At 40.7% G+C, this 26,684-nt stretch carries 21 protein-coding genes and 1 tRNA gene; 15 read left to right on the top strand and 7 right to left on the bottom strand.

Translation table 11 applies throughout. From position 1 onward, the window contains the following. The first annotated feature begins 12 nt into the window (after window positions 1-12). A complete protein-coding gene (locus tag KIH23_RS05105; RefSeq protein ID WP_213211650.1) occupies window positions 13-609 on the top strand; it encodes an NUMOD4 domain-containing protein in 597 nt (198 codons plus the stop codon). Here the strand turns inward: KIH23_RS05105 and KIH23_RS05100 are convergent, their stop codons facing one another. The 3 genes from KIH23_RS05100 to glyA form a co-directional block, all read right to left on the bottom strand. After that, window positions 610-1,104, bottom strand: a complete 495-nt coding sequence (locus KIH23_RS05100) for a GNAT family N-acetyltransferase (protein ID WP_213211648.1) — start codon at window positions 1,102-1,104, stop codon at window positions 610-612. Window positions 1,105-1,128: 24 nt separating this feature from the next. Next, complete coding sequence (locus KIH23_RS05095) at window positions 1,129-1,722, bottom strand: tRNA-(ms[2]io[6]A)-hydroxylase (RefSeq protein ID WP_213211640.1); 594 nt, start codon at window positions 1,720-1,722, stop codon at window positions 1,129-1,131. A 124-nt stretch (window positions 1,723-1,846) separates the two neighbouring features. Beyond that, the gene (glyA, locus tag KIH23_RS05090) at window positions 1,847-3,121 is read right to left on the bottom strand and encodes a serine hydroxymethyltransferase (protein ID WP_213211638.1); all 1,275 of its coding nucleotides are present in this window, start codon (window positions 3,119-3,121) and stop codon (window positions 1,847-1,849) included. A 107-nt stretch (window positions 3,122-3,228) separates the two neighbouring features. Between glyA and fahA the strand changes: the two genes are divergently transcribed. From fahA to KIH23_RS05075, 3 genes are all read left to right on the top strand, one after another. Beyond that, window positions 3,229-4,512 carry a fumarylacetoacetase gene (fahA, locus tag KIH23_RS05085; RefSeq protein WP_213211636.1) on the top strand — a complete coding sequence of 428 codons (1,284 nt, stop codon included), beginning with the start codon at window positions 3,229-3,231 and terminating at the stop codon, window positions 4,510-4,512. Between the two features lie 103 nt (window positions 4,513-4,615). Beyond that, the gene (locus KIH23_RS05080; RefSeq protein WP_213211635.1) at window positions 4,616-5,800 is read left to right on the top strand and encodes a hypothetical protein; all 1,185 of its coding nucleotides are present in this window, start codon (window positions 4,616-4,618) and stop codon (window positions 5,798-5,800) included. A 214-nt stretch (window positions 5,801-6,014) separates the two neighbouring features. Then, entirely contained in the window at window positions 6,015-6,260 is a 246-nt protein-coding gene (locus KIH23_RS05075; RefSeq protein ID WP_213211634.1) for a hypothetical protein, read from the top strand. Between the two features lie 175 nt (window positions 6,261-6,435). Here KIH23_RS05075 and ytxJ read toward each other — a convergent pair whose 3' ends face one another. Further along, complete coding sequence (gene ytxJ / locus KIH23_RS05070; protein ID WP_213211632.1) at window positions 6,436-6,828, bottom strand: bacillithiol system redox-active protein YtxJ; 393 nt, start codon at window positions 6,826-6,828, stop codon at window positions 6,436-6,438. Window positions 6,829-6,962: 134 nt separating this feature from the next. Between ytxJ and clpB the strand changes: the two genes are divergently transcribed. The 4 genes from clpB (at window position 6,963) to KIH23_RS05050 (ending at window position 11,267) form a co-directional block, all read left to right on the top strand. After that, on the top strand, window positions 6,963-9,566 hold the full coding sequence (gene clpB / locus KIH23_RS05065; RefSeq protein WP_213211630.1) for an ATP-dependent chaperone ClpB: 2,604 nt from the start codon (window positions 6,963-6,965) through the stop codon (window positions 9,564-9,566). A 127-nt stretch (window positions 9,567-9,693) separates the two neighbouring features. After that, on the top strand, window positions 9,694-10,176 hold the full coding sequence (locus KIH23_RS05060; RefSeq protein ID WP_213211628.1) for a hypothetical protein: 483 nt from the start codon (window positions 9,694-9,696) through the stop codon (window positions 10,174-10,176). A 9-nt stretch (window positions 10,177-10,185) separates the two neighbouring features. After that, the gene (locus KIH23_RS05055) at window positions 10,186-10,650 is read left to right on the top strand and encodes a response regulator transcription factor (RefSeq protein WP_213211625.1); all 465 of its coding nucleotides are present in this window, start codon (window positions 10,186-10,188) and stop codon (window positions 10,648-10,650) included. A 95-nt stretch (window positions 10,651-10,745) separates the two neighbouring features. Continuing rightward, window positions 10,746-11,267 carry a DUF4199 domain-containing protein gene (locus tag KIH23_RS05050; RefSeq protein WP_213211624.1) on the top strand — a complete coding sequence of 174 codons (522 nt, stop codon included), beginning with the start codon at window positions 10,746-10,748 and terminating at the stop codon, window positions 11,265-11,267. 42 nt (window positions 11,268-11,309) lie between these two features. Here KIH23_RS05050 and KIH23_RS05045 read toward each other — a convergent pair whose 3' ends face one another. Continuing rightward, window positions 11,310-13,550 (bottom strand): M1 family metallopeptidase, encoded by a 2,241-nt coding sequence (locus tag KIH23_RS05045; RefSeq protein WP_213211622.1) that lies wholly within the window; start codon window positions 13,548-13,550, stop codon window positions 11,310-11,312. Window positions 13,551-13,583: 33 nt separating this feature from the next. Next, on the bottom strand, window positions 13,584-13,799 hold the full coding sequence (locus KIH23_RS05040) for a hypothetical protein (protein WP_213211620.1): 216 nt from the start codon (window positions 13,797-13,799) through the stop codon (window positions 13,584-13,586). A gap of 121 nt (window positions 13,800-13,920) precedes the next feature. Here KIH23_RS05040 and KIH23_RS05035 point away from each other — a divergent pair, with 121 nt between their 5' ends. From KIH23_RS05035 to KIH23_RS05010, 6 genes are all read left to right on the top strand, one after another. Continuing rightward, on the top strand, window positions 13,921-15,498 hold the full coding sequence (locus tag KIH23_RS05035) for a response regulator (RefSeq protein WP_213211618.1): 1,578 nt from the start codon (window positions 13,921-13,923) through the stop codon (window positions 15,496-15,498). A gap of 5 nt (window positions 15,499-15,503) precedes the next feature. After that, the gene (tsaE, locus tag KIH23_RS05030) at window positions 15,504-15,911 is read left to right on the top strand and encodes a tRNA (adenosine(37)-N6)-threonylcarbamoyltransferase complex ATPase subunit type 1 TsaE (protein ID WP_213211616.1); all 408 of its coding nucleotides are present in this window, start codon (window positions 15,504-15,506) and stop codon (window positions 15,909-15,911) included. A gap of 64 nt (window positions 15,912-15,975) precedes the next feature. Beyond that, window positions 15,976-17,157, top strand: a complete 1,182-nt coding sequence (locus KIH23_RS05025) for an alanine dehydrogenase (protein ID WP_213211615.1) — start codon at window positions 15,976-15,978, stop codon at window positions 17,155-17,157. 35 nt (window positions 17,158-17,192) lie between these two features. Then, entirely contained in the window at window positions 17,193-17,570 is a 378-nt protein-coding gene (locus KIH23_RS05020; RefSeq protein ID WP_213211613.1) for a DUF4258 domain-containing protein, read from the top strand. A gap of 162 nt (window positions 17,571-17,732) precedes the next feature. After that, window positions 17,733-20,669: a gliding motility-associated C-terminal domain-containing protein gene (locus KIH23_RS05015; protein WP_213211611.1), complete on the top strand. Its 2,937-nt coding sequence runs from the start codon at window positions 17,733-17,735 to the stop codon at window positions 20,667-20,669. Window positions 20,670-20,800: 131 nt separating this feature from the next. After that, on the top strand, window positions 20,801-24,610 hold the full coding sequence (locus KIH23_RS05010; protein ID WP_213211609.1) for a reprolysin-like metallopeptidase: 3,810 nt from the start codon (window positions 20,801-20,803) through the stop codon (window positions 24,608-24,610). A gap of 56 nt (window positions 24,611-24,666) precedes the next feature. Here KIH23_RS05010 and KIH23_RS05005 read toward each other — a convergent pair. Beyond that, a tRNA-Val gene (locus KIH23_RS05005) sits at window positions 24,667-24,741 on the bottom strand. 155 nt (window positions 24,742-24,896) lie between these two features. Here KIH23_RS05005 and KIH23_RS05000 point away from each other — a divergent pair. Next, window positions 24,897-26,675 carry an ABC transporter ATP-binding protein gene (locus KIH23_RS05000; RefSeq protein WP_213211607.1) on the top strand — a complete coding sequence of 593 codons (1,779 nt, stop codon included), beginning with the start codon at window positions 24,897-24,899 and terminating at the stop codon, window positions 26,673-26,675. Window positions 26,676-26,684 lie beyond the last annotated feature (9 nt).

Genomic DNA, 26,684 nt, shown 5'->3' with positions numbered 1-26,684 from the left:
TTACACTTAAAGATGTTCAGATTATTACCCGATGAAGAATTCAAAGAAATAGAATTCAATCAACCCACCAAAAAGCATTATTGCGTTTCAAACAGAGGCAGATTAGCTAGTTATACTAATTCAATAGAAGATGGCCAAATCATCAACGGAACCACTTCAGATGGATATAGAGTTTTAAAGCGAATCCGTTCAGTTGAAGAACGAGCCCAATCAAAATCAAAATCCAGAACAGAGTCTTTTTTTGTATACAAACTAGTAGCTAAATATTTTCTTCCAAAAACATCTGAAGATCAAATCTACGTTTTGCATTTAGATTATGTCAGAGATAACGATAATGTAAAAAATTTGCGCTGGGCAAACTATGAAGAAAAAATGGCGCATTACAAAAAAAGCCCACACGTTATTAAAGGTAGAACCAAAACCATTGAATCAAAAATCAAATCTGATGGGCCTAAATTAACTGCTACCAAAGTAATGTTGATTAAGAAAATGCTTAAAGACCCTAAAGGAAAAACCCGCGGAAAAATGATTGCCAAACAATTCGGCATCAGTCAAACGCATTTAAAACGCATTGAGCGCGGAGAGAACTGGGGACACATTATTGTGTAATTAGATTTTTTTTTCAAGAACGTAATCTTGCATCAAATATCCATGACCGATAGGTAGGTCAACTTCTTGAATAACATTAAATTTATTTTTACGATAAAAAGCGTATGCTTTGTTAAACCTATTGACATTGAGAATTATGGCTTTTGAACCAGCTATTGCAGCCTTTTCGGTCACTTCATCAAGTAGTTTTTGACCTGCCCCTAACCCTTGCGCTGATGGCAAAACATATAATTTATGCAACTTTATCAGGCCTACATCAGGATAATTGTGCTGAAAAGCTGCAAATCCAATGGGCTTTTGGTTGTCATGAATGATTAAAAATTCGTGATTTTCTTCAAAATTTTTTAGAAGTGCTTCTTTTGAATAAAATAAATCAAGCATATAACGAACTTGATCCAACATCAAAATGGTTTGATAGGTACTGGGCCATGTTTCATAAGCAAGATGCTGAATAACCGGAATGTCTTGTACGGTGGCTTGTGTGGTGGTGAGCATATAAAAATTGTTTGGCTAAAAAACTTAGCCGTGAACCGTCTCACGCTTCCCGTAACGAGCTATAACACTAGCTTCAAAATCAAGCCATTCTCTCCATCGTTTTTCAACGTCAATTCCTTGTCCGTATTTGCGTGCATAACCAATAAAAGTGGTATAATGCCCAGCTTCACTTTCCATGAGTTCTCTGTAAAACTCAGCCAATTCAGGATCTTTTATGTTTTCTGAAAGCACTTTGAATCGCTCACAACTTCTGGCTTCAATCATAGCCGAAAACAGCATGCGTTCAACAAAACCTGAAACTCTGCTTCCGTTGTTACTGCTGCGCATATATTGGGCAAGCTCGTTCACATATTCATCTTTGCGTTCGCGCCCCAGTTTGAGTCCGCGTTTTTTGATGATGTCATGTACTCGCTCAAAATGTTCAATTTCTTCTTTAGCCAAAGCCAACATATCGGTTACTAAATCCTGATATTCTGAGTTAATCGTTACAATGGTAATCGCATTTGAAGCCGCTTTTTGTTCGCACCAAGCGTGATCAGTTAGAATCTCTTCAATATTTTCTTCAACGATATTTACCCAACGCGGATCGGTTGGCAATTGCAATCTAAACGTGGACATATTTTGAAATAATTTGCATCAAATGTACAATAATTTATATGCGTTTAAATTTGAAAAATGCTAAAATTATACACAAAAAAGGCCATCTTTTCAGACAGCCTTATTTTAATTTTTAAAAGATATGCTAGAAAACAAACATCGGTCGGTCGCTCATCATTTCGTTGACTTCATCGGCTACTTGCTCGATGATTTCTTCGTTGTTGATGTTCATCAAAACACGATCAATCAAATCAACCACGGTTTCCATATCGGCTTCTACCAAACCACGCGTAGTAATAGCCGGCGTTCCGACTCTGATGCCTGAAGTCACAAATGGCGATTTATCATCAAACGGAACCATATTTTTATTTACAGTAATTTCGGCGCGAACCAAAGCGTTTTCAGCTTCTTTTCCGGTAATGCCTTTGTTGCGCAAATCAATGAGCATCATGTGGTTGTCCGTTCCGCCGGAAATTAAATCATAGCCACGTTTGACAAAAGCCTCGGCCATGGCTTTGGCATTTTTTTGCACTTGCATGGTATATCTAAAGAACTCATCAGACAAACACTCGCCAAAGGCCACCGCTTTAGCAGCAATAATATGCATCAATGGTCCGCCTTGATTGCCCGGAAAAACGGCCATATCTAATAAATTAGACATCATTTTAATCTCGCCTTTCGGAGTGGTATAACCCCACGGATTTTCAAAATCTTTACCCATCATAATCATACCGCCACGGGGTCCGCGCAAGGTTTTGTGTGTGGTTGTTGTCACAATATGGCAATGCGGAATCGGATCGTTCATCAAGCCTTTGGCAATCAGACCGGCCGGATGTGAAATATCAGCCAAAAGCAAAGCACCAACGCTGTCAGCAATTTGTCTGAAACGCGCAAAATCCATATCGCGGGTATAAGCCGAAGCTCCGGCTATGATCATCTTTGGTTTTTCACGCTCGGCTATTTCTTGAATTTTATCATAGTTGAACTGACCGGTTTCTTTTTCAACGCCATAAAATACCGGACTGTACAAACGACCTGAAAAGTTGACGGGTGAACCATGTGTTAAATGCCCGCCATGCGAAAGGTCAAAACCTAAAATTTTATCTCCGGGTTGCAAACAAGCGGCATAAACCGCTGTATTGGCTTGCGAACCTGAATGCGGTTGCACGTTGACATATTCGGCTCCGAACAAGGCTTTGGCGCGATCAATAGCAATTTGTTCTACCACATCAACTACTTCGCATCCGCCATAATAACGTTTGCCCGGATAGCCTTCTGCATATTTATTGGTCAAACAAGAACCGGCGGCTTCCATGACTTGATCACTCACAAAGTTCTCAGAGGCAATGAGTTCAATTCCGTGAATTTGTCTGTCTTGTTCTTCTAATATAAGGTCGAAAATTTGCTGATCGTGTTGCATAATATTTATTTGTTAAAAGCTGAGCAAAATTAATCAATTCGGTTTGTTTAATTGACATATAATAATATATTTGGTAGCAGAATTTTCAACAATAAATCAACACGCACATGCCCACAACCGCTAATAATCCGAAGAGAAAATCTTGGCTTTCAGTTCCAGAAAACTCCGACTTCCCCATTCAAAATATTCCTTTTGGCGTATTCATTACCAAAGACGACGTAATCACCATTGGTTCGCGTATTGGCGATCACGCCATTGATTTGGGCGCTTTGCAACAACTGGGCTATTTTGAAGGTATCGAACTTACCGATGATATGTTCATGCAAGACACGCTCAACGATTTTATCTCTGACGGAAAAAAAACCTGGCGCTTGGTGCGGGATCGCATTGCTGAAATTTTTGATGCCGAAAACCCAAAATTGCGCGAAAACACTGCGCACAAAGCAGTGGTGGTTTGCCCGGTAGATGAAGTAGAGATGCAGCTTCCGGTGCTCATTGGCGATTATACCGATTTTTATTCGAGTAAAGAACACGCCACCAATGTAGGGATGATGTTCAGAGATCCGGCGAATGCTTTGTTGCCCAATTGGCTACACATTCCGGTGGGATATCACGGCCGAAGTTCAACGATTGTGCCTTCGGGCATTCCGGTGCACAGACCGATGGGACAAATTTTACCCAACGGAGAGACAACACCTGTTTTTGGACCGTCGCGCTCGATTGATTTTGAATTAGAAATGGCTTTTATTACCACCGATGCCAACATTATGGGCGAAAACATTCCGGTGCATGAAGCCGAAGATTATATTTTCGGGATGGTATTGCTCAACGATTGGAGCGCCCGCGATATTCAGAAATGGGAATACGTTCCGCTTGGGCCGTTTTTGGCCAAGAACTTTGCCAGCTCAATATCGCCGTGGATTGTGACCATGGATGCCTTGGAACCTTTTAGAACCAAAGGCCCAAAACAAGACCCGAACCCACTGCCCTATTTGCAACAAAAAGGCAAACACGCTTATGATATTCACTTAGAAGTTTCGATTGCGCCAGAAAATGTTGCACCCACGGTGGTTTCGCAATCAAACTTTAAATATATGTATTGGTCTATGAGCCAACAGCTCGCGCATCATACCTCAAACGGTTGCCGCGTAAACTCAGGCGATATGATGGGCTCCGGAACTATTTCTGGGCCAACACCCGACAGTTACGGCTCAATGCTCGAACTCACTTGGAACGGTAAAAACCCGATCAAAATGCAAGACGGAACAGAGCGCAAATTCATCAATGACAATGATACGGTGATCATGAAAGGATATTGCAAAAACAATGAAGTACGCATTGGTTTTGGCGAAGTTTCAAGCAAACTGTTGCCGCCATTTGTACGCAAATAATCAACTTGACAAATGCCCTAGCCTTGATAGAAGCGGCAGCCTTGTGCACCGGGGTTCGGTGCACAAGCTACAGCGGATAGCAAGAAATAGCTTCAAAAAAAATATGAAAACAAAACTCCTTTTATTTATATCAGCCTTAGCTTTGACCGCCTGTGGTGTCAAGCAAACCCGCGAAGCCGTGGCCTCCGGAAATTACGACGATGCCATTTATACCGCAGTGGACAAACTGCGTTCAAACAAAAACGCCAAAGGCAAACAAGACTATGTGGTGTTGCTTGAAGAAGCTTTTGCCAAAGCCAAAGAACGCGACCAGCGCAATATTGCCGTTTGGTTTAAAGATGCGAATCCGGCCAATTTAGAGTCGATTTTTAATACGTATAGACAACTCAACGACCGACAAGAATTGATTCGTCCGTTGTTGCCGCTGCGCGTACTCAAAGAAAACCGCGACGCACAATTTGCGCTTGAAGATTATACCGAGCAAATCACGAGCAGTAAAAATGCTTTGTCAAAACATTTGTATTTGACTTCGGTGGCTGCGCTCATGAACGGCGATAAAATGGCTTGCCGCCGCGCTTTTGATGATTTGGTTTATTTGAATCAGATCAATCCGGGCTATAAAGATGTGAATAAACTCATCAAAGATGCGCAATTCAAAGGCACTGACTTTGTAGTGGTCAGCACAGCCAATCAAACCCAAATGGTGATTCCGAAAAGGTTGCAAGACGATTTGCTTGATTTTAGCACTTTAGGCCTAAACGACAAATGGACCACTTTTCACAGCAACAAACAAAAAGGCGTTGATTACAGTTATGGCGTTTCTATTGATTTTAGACAAATCAACATTTCGCCCGAGCGCATTGCCGAGAAAGAAATCATCAAAGAAAAACAAATCAAAGACGGCGTTAAAAAGTTACTTGACAACCGCGGACGTGAAGTTAAAGACAGCCTCGGCCGCCCGATTTATGTAGACAACATGAAAAACATTCGCGCTTATATATATGAATCAACGCAAACCAAATCGGTACAAGTCACCGCCAAAATTGATTATACCGATTTAAAAAGCAAGCAGTTGTTGCAAACCTATCCGCTGGCCAGCGAGTTTGTGTTTCAACACATTTATGCGCGCTACAAAGGCGATAAACGCGCTTGTGACCAAGATTATCTACCGAATTTTGACCGCCGAGAAGTACCGTTCCCAAGCAACGAGCAAATGGTATTTGATTGCGGCGAAGATTTAAAAGCCAAACTCAAAAGCATCATCAAACAACACAAAATCAACCCATAATTCATCTTACTTTTCCAGTTAGAAGCGCTTACTCAATTGAGTAGGCGTTTTTTTTTATTCGCCAAATGAGCATTCACAAGGCTTGACAAACTTTAACACACAAATCGTTGAAAATCAGTTAGGGTATTGTTTCTTTATATTGTTTCAGATTCGTGTTGCCCCACGACTACTATAGCTATTTTAAAAACTTAACCCATTTTTAAACACTGATACTATGCACCCTGATCACCAAAACCCTAGGAGCGACACCAGTCTTTACTGCAGCTGGTTTGGCCACCGACTCAAATTACTCAGAAAAATCACCTTGCATTTTGAAGAGTACCATTGCAAAACTTGTCAGAAGCAGTTCACACGTGACTTACACGGAAAAATCGTTACCCTCACGCCTTTGCTCAGAGATGTCAACGACACCATTGCTCACCTGTATCAGAGGCGCAATCAATATAGAGCCAACCTCTAGTCATTAAATCACAAAGCCACTAAATTTGATCTTTAGTGGCTTTTTTATTTTTGGGGCGTTGCCTTTCACATTGGCTTGCTCAACGTTGGCTCATCGCTACAACAGTCAGTTAAACTATTCTTTTTCACTCCGCAACGGCCGGGCTTTCGGCTGCACGCGGTGCTGGCCTCTATCCCTAACGCGTATGCAGTATGCGCTGAGTAGTGGCTGCATCAATGAGGCTGTGCGAAGCATCATACACTGAATGCCCGTTGCGCACCACCAACACTTGCGGTGACTGATGCACCACGTTGAACTTTTCAGCTATAGCATTAGAAATCTCTCTATGCTCTAATAAATCCAATAAATACAAATCATCCTCATGATTTTTCGGATATTCTTTTTCAAATTGTTTGAGCGCCATTTTACTGATACCGCAACGCGTGCTGTGTTTAAAAATCACGGCCGGCTTGTTTGATGAAGCTTCAATAATGGCTTCAAGCGTGGCTATATCTTCGAGTGACTTCCAAGCAAACTGCGGCGCATCATCGTTTGAATTTGATCCGGATAAAAAAGAAAATAGACCCATAATGTCTCATTTAAAGTCAAAATGTCTGTAAACCAAGCGCGCTAACCGACACTTTGTCTGCTTCATAGCCTTGGAATAACAATTGACAAGCAGCACAAAAATAATTTAAATCAACACACAAACCCCAAAATAATATGAATACAAACAAATTAACTATTAAATCGCAAGAAGCCTTGCAACAAGCACAACTGCTCGCTCAAAGTTATGGACACGCTCAAATTGAGAACGAACATTTATTTAAAGCCATTTTAGAAACCGATGAAAACGTAGCTCCGTTTTTGCTCAAAAAACTCAATGTAAATCTGGGCTTGTTTCAGCAAATTCTCGAGAGCACTTTGCAAAGTTTTGCCAAAGTTTCGGGCACTGAAGTCATGTTCTCACGCACCACAGCCGCTACGCTCAACGAAGCCGAAATCATAGCGCGCAAACGCAACGACGAATACATTGCCATTGAACATTTAATCATAGCACTGTTGGGTTCAAAAAGCAAAGTCGCTCAAATTTTAAAAGACCAAGGCGTCACCGAAAAAGCGCTTACCGCAGCGGTAGACGAATTGCGCAAAGGCGAACGCGTAACCTCTGCTTCGGCTGAAGAAACGTATAATTCGCTCAACAAATACGCAAAAAATCTCAATGAACTCGCCCAAACCGGCAAGCTTGATCCGGTCATTGGCCGCGATGAAGAAATTCGCCGCGTATTGCAAATCTTAACGCGCAGAACCAAAAACAATCCGATGCTTGTGGGTGAACCCGGCGTAGGTAAAACTGCCATTGCCGAAGGTTTGGCACATAGAATCGTCGATGGTGATGTGCCCGAAAATCTCAAAGACAAAATTGTTTTTTCACTCGATATGGGTGCGCTCATTGCCGGAGCCAAATACAAAGGTGAGTTTGAAGAACGCTTAAAATCAGTGGTCAAAGAAGTTACTTCTGCCGAAGGCGATATTGTTTTGTTTATTGATGAAATTCACACGCTTGTGGGTGCCGGCGGTGGCGAGGGCGCGATGGATGCGGCCAACATTCTCAAACCGGCATTGGCCCGTGGCGAACTCAGAGCCATTGGCGCCACCACGCTTGATGAGTATCAAAAATATTTTGAAAAAGACAAAGCACTGGAGCGTCGTTTTCAGAAAGTCATGGTGGATGAACCCGACACCGAGAGCGCCATATCTATTTTGCGCGGCATCAAAGAAAAATACGAAACGCACCACAAAGTACAAATCAAAGACGAGGCGATTATAGCCGCTGTTGAACTTTCGCAGCGCTATATCACCAACCGATTCTTGCCCGATAAAGCCATTGATTTGATGGATGAAGCAGCCTCAAAACTGCGTATGGAAATCAATTCAAAACCTGAAGAACTCGATGTGCTCGATCGCAAAATCATGCAGCTCGAAATTGAGATTGAAGCCATCAAACGCGAGAAAGACGAGAGCAAACTCAAATCATTGGGTTTAGAATTGGCCAACCTTAAAGAAAACCGCAATGAGATTTTTGCCCAATGGAAATCTGAAAAAGATATTGTTGACAACATTCAATTGGTCAAACAAGAAATTGAAGATTTTAGATTCGAGGCCGAACGTGCCGAAAAAGAAGGCGATTACGGCAAAGTAGCTGAAATTCGTTACGGCAAAATCAAAGAAGCTCAAGAGCGATTAGATGGTTTACAAAAACAACTCGCCGAGTATCAAGCCGGAAGTTCGTTGATAAAAGAAGAAGTAACCCGAGAAGATATTGCCGAAGTGGTGGCCAAATGGACCGGAATTCCGGTAACAAAAATGCTGCAAGGTGAGCGCGAAAAATTACTCAAACTCGAAGCTGAATTGCACAGACGCGTCGTGGGGCAAGAAGAAGCAATTATGGCCGTGAGTGATGCGGTTCGTCGCAGCAGAGCCGGTTTGCAAGACATGAAAAAACCCATCGGAAGTTTCTTGTTTTTAGGAACCACTGGTGTCGGAAAAACCGAGTTGGCCAAAGCGCTTGCTGAGTATTTATTTGACGATGAAAATGCCATGACGCGCATTGATATGAGCGAATATCAAGAACGTCACAGCGTGAGCCGATTGGTGGGCGCGCCCCCGGGTTATGTAGGTTATGACGAAGGCGGTCAACTCACTGAAGCGGTGCGCAGAAAACCTTATTCAGTGATTTTGCTCGATGAGATTGAAAAAGCGCATCCGGACACGTTTAATATTCTTTTACAAGTATTAGATGAAGGCCGATTGACCGACAACAAAGGACGTTTAGCCGATTTCAAAAACACCATCATCATCATGACTTCAAACATGGGAAGCCAGATTATTCAAGAAAAATTCGAGAACCTCAAAGGCGGAATTGAAGCGGCCACCGAAGCGGCCAAAATCGAAGTATTGGGCTTGCTCAAACAAACGGTTCGCCCGGAGTTTATCAATAGAATTGATGAGATTGTAATGTTTACGCCGCTCACCAGTGAGAACATTGCACAAATCGTCGGGCTTCAGCTTAAAAGCGTCACCAAAATGCTCGCCCAACAAGGTATTACACTTGATGCAACACCTGAAGCCATTGCATATCTATCCGAAAAAGGATTTGATGCCCAATTTGGGGCTCGTCCGGTAAAACGCGTGATCCAAAGAGAAGTACTCAATGAATTATCTAAAGAAATTCTCGCCGGAAAAATAAGTGCCGACAGTATTGTGCTCATTGATGCTTTTGACGGAAAACTAGTGTTTAGAAATCAAGCTGAATTGGTGAAATAATCAAAAATGCTAATCAAATAAAAACCCTGCTTCATTTGAAACAGGGTTTCTTTTTTGGTTGATTTTTCAAAAAAAAACGCCTATTAAGTTTTAATTATTTATTTTTGATTCGCTTACAAAACAAAACATGAAAAAATTACTCTTCCTGTGTCTGGCTTTTGCGGTTCAGGCTACAGCTCAAGTTGCTTCAACTGATGCGTCAACACCAGCTGAAACCGAGAAAATATATCGTTCAACAGAGGTCGATTTAAAACCTCAGGTAAAAGATGGAAATTACACTTTATCAATGTTTATCAGTGATAATTTTAAATTTCCTCCGGCCATAAAAAATAAAAAAATCACCATTTTTACTAGTTTTATTATTGATAAAAACGGCAGCATGTCTGATATCAAAGCATTTCATATCAATGTAAAAGATTATATCGTGACCGATAAAGTAAAAATCGCCACTCAAGACGAAAAAATTGAAGAAGCCGATCAGATTGAAACCATGAAATCCGAAGCGGTACGCGTACTCAAACTGTTTGGTAAAACTTGGCAGCCGGCAGTCAAAAACGGTCAGCCGGTGCGCTGTTTATACAACTACCCTATTCATTTTAATGTGGAATAATTCCGTTTGATGACAGCGGGCTTAAAAAAATACAAAGAGAGCATTGGCTTCGGGATTTCGATAGCAGTGCTTTTTTTTATTTTGCGCTGGTTTGAAATACGTTATTTGATTTTTACCCAACAATACGATGTTTTTTTTGGGTTGGTTGCATTGATCTTTACTTTTCTGGGTATTTGGTTGGCCAAGCAACTCTCCCGTCCTAAAACCATTTTGATTGAAAAAGAAGTCGTTGTCAAGTCTAACAAAATTGAAACTATTGATTGGGCAAAAGTTGATGAACTACAAATCAGCAAACGCGAGCTTGAGGTTTTAAACTTGTTGGCCACCGGAAAAAGCAACGACGAAATTGCGCAATCGCTTTTTGTATCGCGCAATACCATCAAAACGCATATTGCCAATTTGTATCAGAAATTAGATGTTAAGCGCCGAACTCAGGCCGTTGACAAAGCGAAATCATTTCATATTTTAGAATAATACTTTCGGGTGAAAAATCAAAAATCACCCAAAAGGATGAAGCGCTTTTCAAATAATTAAAACAACTTCGCAACCTAATTTAAACACAAATAAGTATGAAAAAATTAATTCTTACTAATGGAATCATCGGCGGAATCATCGTATCAATCATGATGATGATCTCAACAATCGTCTTCAAATGCGACCCAAACATGGAATCGAGCATGGTTATTGGCTACACCGGAATGCTGATTGCCTTTAGCTTTGTATTTATCGGTATCCGAAATTACCGCAACAAACAAAATGGCGGATTTGTCAACTTTGGCAGTGCTTTTAAAATTGGTTTGTTGATTTCACTTATTGCTTCGACTTTTTATGTAGTGAGCTGGCTGATTGAATATTATTGTTTCTTTCCGAACTTTATGGAAAAATACAGTGCAGCTGCCATTCAAAAAATAGAAAATGATCCGCACATTACTGCTGCTGAACTCACGGCTCAAGTGGACCAAATCAAAACCATGCAAGAAATGTATAAAAACCCGATTTGGGTTATCTTATTTACTTATGCTGAAATATTTCCGTTGGGCATTATAATATCACTCATTAGTGCTTTAATTCTGAAAAAGAAACCGCAATAAATAAAAAAACTCCAACCGAATTAGTTGGAGTTTTTGTTTGGATTATTTTTCTCTGGTCAGAATAATTTCACCGCCTTGAATGAGTTTGGCTTCGGTTTTGGTCTCATTAAATTGAATCACGATTCCATAACTTTCATGCTTGAATCTATCTTTACCGTCCGGAACCAAAGGCAAAGTTCCTTGTCCCACCGCAGTAGCTTTTAAGATTCCGTCTTCTTCTTCAAAAATAACTTTGATCGGAAAATTTTTGCTTGAAAAAGTTCCTAAATACGGATCAAGAATAACATCTTCTTCGAGTTTATCTTTACCAGATGTCCATGTATTATTGCTTGGGTTAAAATCTGGAAGTTTTTGATTTGGATCTAAACGAACGCTTTCGAGTTCCTCATTTACATTCGCTTTAAATGTCCAAGAAGTGTTGCGCATCCAAATTTCAACAGGCAAATTTTGGGTAAAAGTTTTTCCGGATTTGGTTTTGAACTGAACCGCAACAGGCATCGGCATTTTTTCTAGATTTTCAATCGTTACTAAGATGCCTTTGGTTGGGTCATTTTTGATGTATTTTACTTTGCTGATGCCTTGATCTAATCGCCAATTGTTGAGATACCAGCCGCGCCAGAACCAATTTAAATCTTCACCGGCAACGTTTTCAATAGTTCTAAAAAAGTCATCTGGAGTTGGGTGTTTGAATGCCCAGCGATTGATATAGGTTCTAAATGCATTGTCAAAACGCTCTTCGCCCAAAATTTGCTCACGCAATAAAGTAAGCCCTTCACCGGGTTTCATGTAGCAAAGCAATCCTATGTTGTCTTCTTTCATCGCATCTGGTGTTACCATTACAGGCTCTAATTCAGGATTGGTCAAGAAAACTCCGGCTTGATTCATATTTTGGTCAGGTTCTTTATATTCGCCTGCGTTAAAATCACGTCCACTAAGTGAATTGATAAAAGTATTAAAACCTTCATCCATCCAAGCAAAAACACGTTCGTTTGAACCCACAATCATCGGAAACCAAGTGTGTCCGAATTCGTGATCAGTAACGCCCCACAAACCTGCTCCTTTTGATGTCCATTCACAAAAAACGATGCCCGGATATTCCATTCCGCCTTCATTACCTGCCACATTGGTGGCTGCCGGATATGGATATTCATACCATCTTTTTGAATAGTTTTCGATACAAGCTTTGGTATATTCGGTTGATCTGCCCCAGGCTTTATCACCAGAGCTTTCAACCGGATAAGCACTGATGGCTAGTGATTTTTTTCCGCTTGGCAAATTGATGCGCGCAGCATCTATAATAAAAGACGATGATGATGCCCATGACACATCGCGAGCATTTTTGATTTTAAATTTCCAAGTCAAAGTAGCTTTTCCTTGTGGACGCGAAGCTGGATTAGTTACTTCATCAGCAGTTCTAATGGCCACTGTTTTTTCGCTATTTTTGGCTTCGGCCCAACGTTTTTGTTGTTCAGTAGTGTAAACTTCTGCTGGATTTTGCAATTCACCCGAACAAACCACAATATGACTTGAAGGCGCAGTAATAGCCACATCAAAATCACCGTATTCTAAATAAAACTCTGCCCCAATATACGGATTGGTGTTCCAGCCTCTGATGTCGTCATAAACACTCATGCGCGGATACCACTGAGCGATCGTAAAGATTTTTCCGTTTTTGGTATCCAATACTCCGGTTCTGTCTGAACCATATTTAGGTGAAATGTATGAAAAAGATATTTTGACTTTGGCTTTAGCGCCATTGGCTTTGAGCTCCTGTGGCAACTGAATTTGCATACGCGTATCTGTGATGGTATACTTTAATTGTTTTTCAATAGTTTTGGCACCAACCGTCTCCAACAATGCAACAGAAGCAATTTTAAAACCGCCTTCAAAGGTTTCTCCTTTGGTGCCTCCTCGACTTCCACCAGGGCCAATAACAGCTGCACCACGAGAATCTTTTTTAAAGGCATTTTGCTCTAAATTCAACCACAAAAATGAAAGATCATCCGGGCTGTTGTTGGTATAAGTTAAAACTTCAGTTCCAATAATCTCATTAGTAAGTTCATTGAGTTGAGCTGTCAATTGATAATCTGCCCTATTCTGCCAGTATTTTGCGCCAGGCTGACCACTTGCAGAGCGGGTTTCAGTACCATTCTTGGTATAAAACAACGGTGAAAAAGCTTGCTTGTAATCATAGTTAGACACGGGCGGATTTTGTTGCGAAAAACCTGTTAATGCAACAGACATAAACGCAACAAAAAACCACTTTCTGATGGTTTGGTTCATAAAATTGAATTTTAAATTAATAATCCGGCGACATCAGTCTTTAATTTCCGGATTTGTTACAGCATTGAGGGATTCAAAATGCGAATCTTTCATAGCATTTTTTTTGCGTTGCGCAGCTTCTATGGCTTTGACGATTTGCTGTTTCTGAGTCAAACCGAAAAAAGAAACATACTGAAACATTTCGTGAATAAAATAGCCTCCAATAATTGAGGCTGAAATAACGATGATGAAACTAAAGATAGATCCCATGGTTTAAGGTATTTAGTAAGATTTGGCCTAACAAATATAAAAAATGATTCTAAGCCACCATATAATTTTTTTGAAAACACACCGTTGAAAAGTGTTAAATTGGCAACTTAAATTCAAATACATGAATCCGATAAAAATTCTTTGGGTCGATGACGAAATTGATTTACTCAAACCTCATATTCTATTTTTAGAAAAAAAAGATTACCACGTAACTACATGCAACAATGGTCGTGATGCAATTGACATCTTTGAAACAGGAAATTTTGATATTGTTTTTTTAGATGAGAATATGCCAGGAATGAGCGGCTTGGAAACTTTGGCTGAAATCAAAGAAAAAAAATCTTCAACGCCTGTAATCATGATTACCAAAAGTGAAGAAGAGTATATTATGGAAGAAGCCATAGGCTCAAAAATAGCTGATTATCTCATTAAACCTGTTAATCCAAATCAGATATTGCTGAGCATCAAAAAAAACCTTGACCATTCAAGATTAGTTTCTGAAAAAACAACACTTGATTATCAGAAAGAGTTTCGAAAAATTGCAATGGAAATGGCCATGGTCAATAGCTACGAAGAATGGGTTGAATGCTACAAAAAACTTCTGTTTTGGGAGCTTGAACTAGAAAATATTCAAGACCAAAGTATGATTGAAATTCTCGAATCGCAAAAAGTAGAAGCCAATATGCAGTTTGGCAAGTTTATCGAGAAAAACTACGAAGATTGGTTTGAACCAAGCACCGGAAACAGCAAAAATTCCAAAACTGACAAGCCCATCCAGTCACACACTCTATTTAGAGAATTAGTGGTTCCTGAGATCACCAAAAAAGACCGCCCGATTTTGTTTGTAGTAATTGACAATATGCGCTACGATCAATGGAAATCAATTGAAAACACCGTAACCAATTTATATAAGCTCGAGAAAGAAGTTCCTTATTATGCCATTCTACCTACGGCAACTCAATATGCTCGAAATGCTATTTTTTCAGGTTTATTGCCTATTGAAATGGAAAAACAATACCCGCAATATTGGAAGAACGACGTAGACGAAGGTGGTAAAAATTTATTTGAAGCAGAATTTTTAACAGCACACCTTAAACGTCTGGGATTGAATATAAAACAAGAATATTTTAAAATTACCAGCTTGGCCGGCGGTAAAAAGTTGGCCGAGAATTTCAAAGCCTACAAAGACAATCAACTCATCACAGTGGTCTATAATTTTGTCGATATGTTATCTCACGCCAAAACCGAAATGGAAGTAATCAAAGAACTGGCCTCAGACGACAAGGCTTATCGTTCACTCACTTCGAGTTGGTTTAAAAACTCACCTTTACTTGAAATCATTCAACAAGCGCAAAAACTTGGCTTCAAATTAATAATTACTACCGACCACGGAACCATCAATGTCAAAAATCCATCAAAAGTTATTGGTGACAAAAACACCAGCTTAAACCTTCGTTACAAAACCGGTCGCAGTTTGACCTACGAAGACAAAGACGTTTATGCGGTTCGCGACCCAAAAAAAATTGGGCTTCCGGCCATCAATATGAGCAGTTCATACATATTTGCCAAGAATGATTTATTTTTGGCCTATGTAAACAATTTCAATCATTATGTAAGTTACTACCGCAATACCTATCAGCACGGTGGAATCTCACTCGAAGAAATGATTGTTCCATTTTTGGTATTCAACCCGAAATAAACTTTATGAATATTACATTCTCATTAGACGAAATACAACAAACTGCTCAAAAAGTATTAGACCAAAAACCACACAAAGTAATCCTCTTCTTTGGTGAAATGGGCGCTGGTAAAACTACATTCATCAAATCGTTAGCAAAAAAATTGGGCGTTGAAAACACAACTAGCAGCCCAACGTTTTCGCTCGTTAATGAATACCAAGACAGCAACCGAAATCCGGTGTATCATTTTGATGTATATAGACTAAAAACCGAAGCCGAAGCTTATGATATGGGCATTGACGAATACTTATACTCCGGGCATTGGTGCTTGATTGAATGGCCCGAAAAAATTCCGACGCTCATACCAAATGAGCACAGCGTTATCAAAATCCGATCACTGGCTGATGGTCGTCGTGAAATAGAATTTAGATAAGATTTGCTTGGGCTGCTTTCATCTTTTTTATAACTTAGACCGGCATTATTGAATACAACACATCATGGCGTTAACTCCGTTTACCAAACAACAACTGCTTCCGCAAGAAGAAAAACTTGAAATTGCCCGTCACAAAAGCGAACTTTTTATCGGAATTCCCAAAGAAACCAGCTATCAAGAACGCAGAATATGCTTAACCCCTGACGCTGTAAATTCATTAACATCGCACGGACACCGTGTAATGATGGAAGCCGGAGCCGGGCTCAACGCCAGTTATACCGATCAAGAATACAGTGATGCCGGAGCAGAAATCACCAATGATACACAAAAAGTATTGGGTTGTCCGATGTTGCTCAAAGTTGAACCGCTGACTATGGACGAAATCAAAATGGTCAATTCGCAAACCATCGTCATATCGGCCATTCAGCTTAAAACCAGAAAAAAAGAATACTTCGAAGAGCTATCCAAAAAGAAAATCACAGCTTTGGCTTTTGAATTCATCAAAGATGAAGACGGTTCATATCCTGCCGTAAAATCGCTGAGTGAAATTGCCGGAACTTCTTCTATTTTGGTGGCTGCCGAACTTATGATTGGCAAAGGTTTACTCTTCGGGAACATCACCGGAGTTCCGCCCACTGATGTAGTGATTTTGGGCGCTGGAACCGTCGGTGAATTTGCCGCAAAAACCGCACTCGGACTCGGAGCCAATGTCAAAGTTTTTGACAATTCAATCACCAAACTCCGCAGATTGCAGAACAATTTAAATCAGCGCATATTTACTTCAACCATTCAACCCAAATCATTACTCAAAGCGCTCCGCAGATGTGACGCCGCCATTGGCGCCATGCGCGGAAAAGACCGTTGCCCTGTTGTGGTTACAGAAACTATGGTAGAACACATGAAAAAGGGCGCTGTGATTGTTGATGTGAGCATTGATACAGGTGGATGTTTTGAAACTTCAGAAATCACCACCCATGAAAAACCAACCTTTGTCAAAAGTGGTGTGATTCATTATTGCGTGCCCAATATTCCTTCGAGGTATTCAAAAACAGCATCGCTTTCTATCAGCAACATCATAACACCTTATTTACTACAAGTGGCTGAAGATGGCGGAATCGAGAGTGCCATTCGCTGCAATAAAGGACTCAAAAACGGCGTGTATCTCTACCACGGAATCCTGACCAATCAAGCTATAGGCGATTGGTTTAATTTACCTGACAGCGATATTAATTTAATTGTTTTTTAAAGAAGCTTTACGCTACCTTTGCAAAAAAAATCAACATGAGTTTTCGTTACCGCTTTGCCTATTATTTGATTGGTTTTACCTTGGGATTGTTTTTTGTAACTGCTGTATTTATGGGTAAAGACACGCGTTGCAATTATTTTCCAAATGCACGTGTGCTCAATAATATGCGCACCAAACCTTTTGAATTTTCGCCCAAGGCTGTCGCGCAAATGAAGCAATGTCAAGTTGATTCTACCGATATCAAAAACTCGCTTACTTACGGAGATGTTGACTTTGATAAAAGCAATATCGCAGTGGCCAAAGGCGGAAAACGATACATCATTGAAGGCAGAAACAGCAAACAGCAAAGCATAACTCTTGAAGTGGTTAACTATGAAAATCGCGCAGTATTGACTCAAGTAACCAAACCTTAATTTCTTCAGGCATTCTTGTAAATTGCTGATTTTCTTAATCAATAGCCTAAAGAAATTTCTCTTAAACAACCATTATTCATACTTTAAAGTAAAAGATTAAACGATAATCTTTTAAATTTGAATCATTCAACAAGCATCTGATTCAAAATCACTTTTTAAGCTATGAAAAGAAAAATAGAAATTCTGCTTGCGTTTACGTGTCTTTGCATACAAAATATTCAGGCGCAAAATTTACTCAACAACAGCGATTTCGAAAACGGAGGCAACGGAGTCGGATTCAGTATCAACAGTAGTTTTTACAACAACATCAACCCGCCTTATTCGGGGACAACTTCGCCCGGAAATTACTCGGTGACCAATAATCCGCAACCCATGAATACGGCATTCTTTATTTCAGGAGGCGATCACACCACAGGCACCGGAAATATGTTGGTGGTTGACGCAACATCAACCGGCGGACAACAAAGATTCTGGCGCGCGGGTAACAACGGCGAAGGCATTTGCAATTTAACTCCTGGCGCTAATTATAGTTTTCATTACTGGATCAAATCAGTCTCTACACAAGTTACCGGACCCAACAGTCAGGCCATCATTGGTTATCAAATTATTGGAGCAAGCAATATTACTCTTTTTGCCGGAAGCGCTACTGCACCATTGCCGGCAGACGGATGGCAAGAAGTTGTATACACCTTTACAGCTACCAACAATTGTGTCAATATTGAGCTTTGGGACAACAATACCCAAACCATCGGAAACGATTTTGCCGTTGATGATTTTGCATTGTTTGGTCCGCCTGAGCCCTTTAACCTTGAATATTCAACGATTAACCCAAGTTGTGTCGGAGCCCAAGATGGTTCAATTATCGGTTATGGTTCAGGAGCAAATCCGCCTTATACTTTTTGGATTACTGGTCCTGTTTCAGCCAACAACGGAACAGGTATTTTTACCGGATTGCCCGCCGGAACTTATACACTCAATATCCTTGAAGGAGCCGATGGTGAAATTCACATCAACGATATTGTTCTGAGTGAACCCCAAAATTTAATCCTAAGCCAACCCACAACCATATGCCCAAATCAAACAACAACACTTTCAGTCAGCGGTAGTAATTCGGGTTACCAATGGACTTCAAACCCTATTGATAACAACCTGAATCCATCGGCTGCAAGTCAGCTGGTAAGTCCTTTACAAACAACTGTTTATTCGGTAAGTTCTGATGTAGCAATTAATAGAAATCTCATCTTCAACCATGACTTTTCATTGGGAAACCAAGGTTTTGTGACCAATTATATCTATTACGCACCCAACAATCCTACCGGTGCCCAACGCGCTTATGGTATAGTAACCAATCCACAAACTTGGGAAAGCGGATTTGCTTTGTTTGGTGACCATACCGGAAACAACGGACTGATGATGGTGGTTGATGGTTCGCCGCAAAATTCAGGAAATGATAAAGTTTGGTCACAATCAGTTCCGGTAACACCTAACCAAAATTATACTTTTAGTTATTGGGTAAGAACAGCGGCCTTGCCGAGTCCGGCTAATTTAGAAGTAACAATTAATGGTTCTTCTATCGGAATCGATACCGCCCCTAACAACACCCTTACTTGGGTTAATCGCTCTTACACTTGGAATTCAGGAAATAATACAATAGCTCATATTGTATTGTTAGACAAAAACACAGTACTCACCGGTAATGATTTTGCTTTAGACGATTTATCTTTTGTGGGGCCAACTACAAATTGTATACAGACAAAATCCGTCACCATTACAGTAAACAATCAGGTGGTTCCTGATTTTCCACCCGCCATAACCATTTGCAGCGGCGGAACCGTTCCGACTTTATCAAACACTTCGCCTAACGGAATCACCGGAACTTGGTTGCCATCAGTAGTCAGTAATACAAACTCAGCGGTTTATACCTTTACGCCCAATCCTGGTCAGTGCGCTGGTTTTGTTGAATTTACTGTAACTGTGAATGACAACAACATTACGCCAACCTTTACCCAAGTAGGCCCATTTTGTGCCGGAGAAAATATCAGTGACCCTTTGCCATTATTTTCTGAAAATGGTATTTTAGGACATTGGACACCCATTTTTGACATCCATCAAACTACAACCTACACCTTTATTCCCAATCCAGGACAATGCGCCGGCACAGTGCAAATGACGGTTCAAATCAACCCGAAAACAACCCCAACCTTCAGTCAAATTGGTCCATTCTGTAGCGGACACATCACCAGCAATCCATTACCGACACTGTCTAGTGAAGGTATTTCAGGAATTTGGTCTCCAACGTTCAACAATCAAGCAACTACAACCTATACCTTTACTCCAAACGAAAATCAATGTGCACAAGCCACAACTGTTGAAGTGGTGATTATTGAGAATAATCTAACACCAGTTTTTGATTTTGGTCCATATATGACCGGCTGTTACAGACCCATCAGTGAAACACCTCCGATAGCACTTCCAGAAATTTCAGACAATGGTATTTATGGTTATTGGTCACCTGCAACGATTGATTATTCTACTGTTGGTGAAACCCTTTATACCTTTTACCCATTGGTAAACACTTGTGCTAGCCTTTATATGCTAACAATAAACATCATCGAAGTACCTGATTTTACAGTTCACTCTGATTGTATTGATGATAATTTAGTGCTCAGCGTTAAGCTTTTTGAAGTGGTTGAAGACAGTCATTTTACTTGGTATAATGAACAAAATGAAATCATCAGCACAGATTCATCAGTTTTAATTTCCGAAAAAGGAACATACAAAGTAGTCAAAGAAATCAACGGTTGTACCCGAGAACAAACTGTTGTTGTAACCAGTGTCAATTGTAAAATACCCAAAGGAATCTCACCAAACGAAGACACATTCAACGACTCTTTTGATTTGAGCAATTTAGATGTTAAACGTTTAGAAATATTCAATCGATACGGTACCGAAGTATATGCCAAAAGCAATTACAAAAAAGAATGGTCAGGCAAAGACTACAATGATCATTACTTGCCTGATGGAGTGTATTTTTATGTCATCGATTTTTATTCCGGAAAAAACAAAACCGGATGGGTCTACATCTCGAGAGAACACTAAAAGCCAGATTTTTTTTATATCCAATCAGCTTGATTGTTTTTTTTAGAATTATATCTGATTTAAAGCCTTTTAGAGAACATTATTTGTTTAAATTTGTGCACTGAATTTTCTCTCTCATAAATTCAAATCTTATGAAAAATAAACTACTGGCCATTCTTATGATGGCATCGGCATTTGGCTTTGCTCAAAATGCAATTTGGAACACTTCATCAAAAGTTATCGATCCAACCAAAATCATCGAAAACAAAAAGAACTTAACCAAATTTCAACTGTACACTTTAGATTTAAATGCATTACAAGTTGCTTTAAAAAATGCTCCTGAACGTTTTGGATCCATGCAGAAAAAGGGAATCATTGCTGAAATTCCAAATGCTGAAGGCAAATTAGAAAAGTTTGCATTTTATCAATTTTCGAATATGGATCCGGCATTAGCCGCTAAATATCCTGAAATCAAATCTTATGTCGGACAAAGCCAAGACAATCCCGGTGCAGTTATCTATTGTAGCTTATCGCCACTTGGGTTTCAAGGTATGTTGCTCAAAGCTGATCGTTCGGCCGTTTTTATTGAGCCTTATACCTCAGATTTGAGCAGTTATGCAGTATACAACAAAGCCGATAAGGTTCAAGGGCTAAGCAAATTTGAGTGCCGTATGGTTCAAAGCATGCCTGAACAAACCATCCGATCATCAAACATCGCGGCCAGACCCAACGCTGATGATGGTATATTGAGAAACTACAGATTGGCCTTGTCCGTTACCGGAGAATACACCACTTATTTTGGCGGAACCAAAGCATTGGCACTTGCCGGAATGAACGCCACCATGACGCGTGTCAATGGCGTTTTCGAAATGGACTTTAATTCGCATATGAATCTCATTGCCAACAATGATGTACTGATTTATACCAACGCTGCAACCGATCCATATTCTGCAGCTGCAACCGGATCTGGCGGAGCTTGGAATACAGAATTGCAAAACAACCTAACCAATACTATAGGCAACGCTGCTTATGATATCGGACACTTGTTCGGAGCTAGTGGCGGCGGTGGTAATGCCGGTTGTATCGGTTGTATTTGCGTTGATGATACAGCTAGTACAACTGATGAAAATAAAGGTAGCGGTTTTACTTCGCCAGGTGATGGTATACCGCAAGGGGATAATTTTGACATTGATTATGTAGCCCATGAAATGGGGCATCAATTTGGTGCTAATCACACTTGGACGCATGGCGGAAACGAAGGTACCGGAGCACAAATGGAACCGGGTTCAGGCTCTACAATTATGGGTTATGCAGGAATTACTTCTCTTGATGTTCAGCCACACTCAGATGCCTATTTTCATGCTATTAGTATTCAACAAGTAACCAACAACATCAAAACCAAAACGTGTTCAACTAACATCAATACCGGTAATGCTATTCCAACAGCCAATGCCGGTTTAGATTATACGGTCCCTAAAAGTACTCCTTTTTTATTAACCGGTGTAGGTACTGATGCCAACGGAGATACACTCACCTACTGTTGGGAGCAATTTGACAATCAAACCAATGCTACAGCTCCGAGTGCTACCAAAACTTCAGGTGTAAACTTCAGATCTTATAATCCGACTACCAGTCCGAGTAGGTCTTTTCCAATTCTAGCATCAGTTTTAACCGGGGTCACAACTACTGCCGGGTCAGAGGTAACTGTTGAAGCCATACCATCGGTTGCGCGAACCTTAAACTTTAGATTAACCGTACGCGACAACAAAGCCAATGGTGGCGCCAACAACAGCGATGATATGATTGTAACAGTCAATGCAACTGCGGGACCATTTGCAATCACAGCACCCAATACCGCAGTTTCTTATGTGGGTAACAGCAGTCAAACCATTACATGGAACGTAGCCGGAACTACCGCCAACGGAGTGAATTGTGCCAATGTAGATATATTGCTCTCGACCAACGGCGGAACCACTTTCCCAATTGTATTGGCCTCAGCTACTGCAAATGACGGGACACAAGCCATCTCTATTCCGAACATCCCCGGAACCACCAACCGCATTATGATCAGAGGAACAAATCATATTTTTTACGACATATCCAATACTAATTTTACAATCACTGCCGGAACAGCCGACACCACACCGCCAACTGCTCCAACACTAACTGCATCAAATACAACTTCAACAACTACGCAACTTTCTTGGTCGGGCGCTACCGATAATGTAGCGGTAACCAACTATGAAGTATACCGAAACGGAGCTTTGTTGACCACCACTCAAAATACAACGTACACGGCTACCGGTTTAACGGCTGCAACTACCTATACCTTTAACGTAAAAGCAAAAGATGCTGATGGAAATGTTTCACCCTTGAGCAACACCGTGAGTGTAACCACTGCTGCTCCAGATACCACAGCACCAACCGCTCCAACATTAAGTGCCAGCGGAACCACCATGACCACAACCAATTTAAGTTGGACAGGAGCTACAGATAACGTAGGGGTAACTTCATATGATGTTTATCAAGGAGCTACTTTACTCGGTAATACCACTTTTACTACCTACAACGTAACCGGATTAACCGCAGCAACCACCTATGCCTTTACTGTAAAAGCAAAAGATGCTGCCGGGAATATTTCTGTAGCGAGTAATGTGGTCAGTGTAACTACACAAGCACCAGATACTACAGCTCCTACAGCACCTACTTTAAGTGGTACCAATATTACCAGTACAGGATTATTGTTGACTTGGACTGGAGCAACCGATAATGTTGGTGTTACCTCGTATGATGTATATCAAGGTGCAACATTGCTCGGTAATACACCCAACAGTAACTATACCGTAACTGGACTAACGCCACTAACAACCTATAGCTTCACGGTAAAAGCAAAAGATGCTGCCGGAAACGTATCTCTAGCGAGTAATACATACACAGTTACCACAGCCCAATTCACTTACTGTACCTCACAAGGAAACAGTGTAGCTGATGAGCTTATTGGTCGTGTTCAAATGGGTACGATTGACAATGTTTCAACAGGTGGTTCTGGTTATACCGATTTTACAAATCTTTCAACCAATGTTAATTTGGGCTCAAGTCAAACCATCACCATTACCCCAACTTGGACCGGATCTACTTTTAGTGAAGGTTATGCAGTGTTTATTGATTACAATCGCGATGGTGATTTTGTAGATGCTGGTGAAACAGTATACACACGTGCTGCATCAACTACCACTCCTATTGTTGGAACTTTTACAATTCCAACAACAGCCACAACAGGTGTTACCCGCATGCGTGTTTCTATGAAATACAACGCAATTCCTACAGCTTGCGAGACTTTCTCATACGGACAAGTCGAAGACTATTCAGTCCAAATTTTAGCTGCCAGCAATACACTTAACATAAAAGCTTTTATTGAAGGATTTTACAACACAGCATCGCATCAAATGCAAGCGGTTAAATTTAATCAAGGAACATCCAGTTCAACAACTGATACCGACAACCTTGATATTGAACTAAGAGATCCTTCTACTTATGCATTAGTAACTACAGTTCAATCTACCATTAAAACAGATGGAACCGCTGTTTGTACTTTTAGTCCTGCACAAATTGGCTCATATTATATTGTTGTCAAACACCGAAACAGTATCGAAACTTGGAGCGCTAGCCCGATAACCCTTTCTGCGACAACCACAAGTTATGACTTTTCTAACTCAGCTAATAAAGCATATGGTTCAAATATGATTTTATTAGAACCTGGGGTTTGGGGTATCTACTCAGGCGATTTATCACAAGACGGTATTGTAGACGCTACTGACTATGTGTTATGGGAATCAGACTACAACAACTTTAGTTTTGGTGATTTTGTTACTGATCTCAACGGTGATGGTGCAGTCGATAGTTCTGATTACGTAATCTGGGAAGCTAACTATAACAACTTTGTTTTTTACAGTACTCCGTAAAACAACTCAATTATAAAACAAAAAAGCAGTCCTAAACAGACTGCTTTTTTTGTTTGTGGGCGATGAGGGGTTCGAACCCCCGACCCCCTCGGTGTAAACGAGGTGCTCTGAACCAGCTGAGCTAATCGCCCTTAAAGGTGGGTGCAAATATACATTTAGAATTCAGAACTGCAAGTCTAAACACAGAAAAATATTCTACTAAATATTTGTTAATTCTTACCCAGCTGTACACAAGTGCTTTGCGGCACAAAAAACAGTAGCTTACTTTTGAGGCAAATTATATTTTATGGCCCGTTTTAAAGAAAACGATTTACCCAAATCAAAAATTACCTCAAGTGCTTTGCAAAAAGCAGCGATGATTTTTAAATATTCCGGCAATCACAAGTGGAAATTTTTTGTCGGGCTAATATTCTTAATCCTTACCGGAGCCACCGCTCTTGCCTTCCCAAAACTCATGGGTATGTTGGTAGATTGTGTCAAAAACCACGATACAAAAATGGCCAACAACATAGCGCTGGGCTTAGTGGGCATTTTATTTCTGCAATCGTTTTTTTCATTTTTCAGGCTTTCGCTGTTTGTCAATTTTACTGAAAACACCTTGGCCAATTTGCGATTAGCGCTTTATGAAAACTTGGTCAAACTTCCAATGACCTTTTTCTCTCACAAGCGCGTGGGCGAACTCAACAGCCGCATCAGCGCTGACATTTCACAAATTCAAGACACCCTTACCTCTACCATTGCTGAATTTTTAAGACAGTTCATTTTAATCATCGGAGGCGTCATTCTATTGGCCAGCGAAAGTTTTAAACTTACTTTACTCATGTTGGCGGTAGTTCCACTCGTGGCTATTGCAGCGGTTATCTTCGGGAGATTCATCCGCAAGTATTCAAAAAAAGTACAAGATCAAGTGGCCGAAAGCCAAGTCATTGTTGAAGAAACCTTACAAGGCATCAGCATCGTTAAAGCCTTTGCCAATGAAGCTTATGAAATTGCCCGATATGCCACCAAAGTGCGCGAAGTCGTAAATCTGGCCATCAAAGGCGGAAAGTATCGCGGTTATTTTGCTTCGTTCATTATTTTTTGTTTGTTCGGATCCATTGTCGCGGTAGTTTGGTATGGCGTACAACTCAGCATCAGCGGAGAAATGAGTGTTGGTCAACTCATTTCGTTTGTATTATATTCAACTTTTGTGGGCGCCTCATTTGGCGGAATTGCCGAACTATATGCTCAGATTCAAAAAGCCATCGGCGCTACCGAACGCGTGTTTGAATTGCTTGAAGAAACACCCGAAAAGATTGGTCAAACCCAAGAAGAATACAAAATCAACGGCAATGTTTCATTTCAAAAAGTGGCTTTTAGCTATCCGTCCAGAAAAGAAGTTCAGGTTTTAAAAGACGTGAGTTTTGAGGCCAAACACGGTCAAAAAATTGCCATTGTCGGCCCGAGTGGTGTGGGTAAATCAACCATAGCTTCGTTGCTTTTGAAGTTTTATGATATTGAGGGCGGAAACATTCTCATTGACGGAAAAAATATTTCAGCATATCCGCTTGAAGTTTTACGCGGCCACATGAGCATTGTACCACAAGATGTAATTTTATTTGGCGGAACCATTCGCGAGAACATCGCCTACGGAAAACCCGGAGCCTCAGATGCCGAAATCAACCTAGCTGCACAACAAGCCAATGCACTCAACTTTATTGAAGGTTTTCCTGAAAAAATGGAGACCATTGTGGGCGAACGCGGTATCAAACTCTCGGGCGGGCAACGCCAACGCATTGCCATTGCGCGCGCACTCTTGAAAAATCCGAGTATTCTTATTTTGGACGAAGCCACTTCATCGCTCGACAGCGAAAGCGAAAAATTGGTTCAAGAAGCGCTTGAAGTTTTGATGCAAGGGCGCACGAGCATCATCATTGCGCATCGTCTTTCAACGATTCGATCTGCAGATTCTATCCTTGTTCTCGACCAAGGAAAAATTACAGAACAAGGAACACATTCCGAGCTCATGTCTATTGAAAACGGAACCTATAAAAACCTCAGTCAACTTCAATTTAGTCATGTTTAAAACCGTACA

It is taken from the genome of Flavobacterium sp. CYK-55, assembly GCF_018413465.1.
Classification (GTDB): Bacteria; Bacteroidota; Bacteroidia; order Flavobacteriales; family Flavobacteriaceae; genus Flavobacterium.
This window is presented reverse-complemented; position numbering and strand designations above follow the sequence as displayed.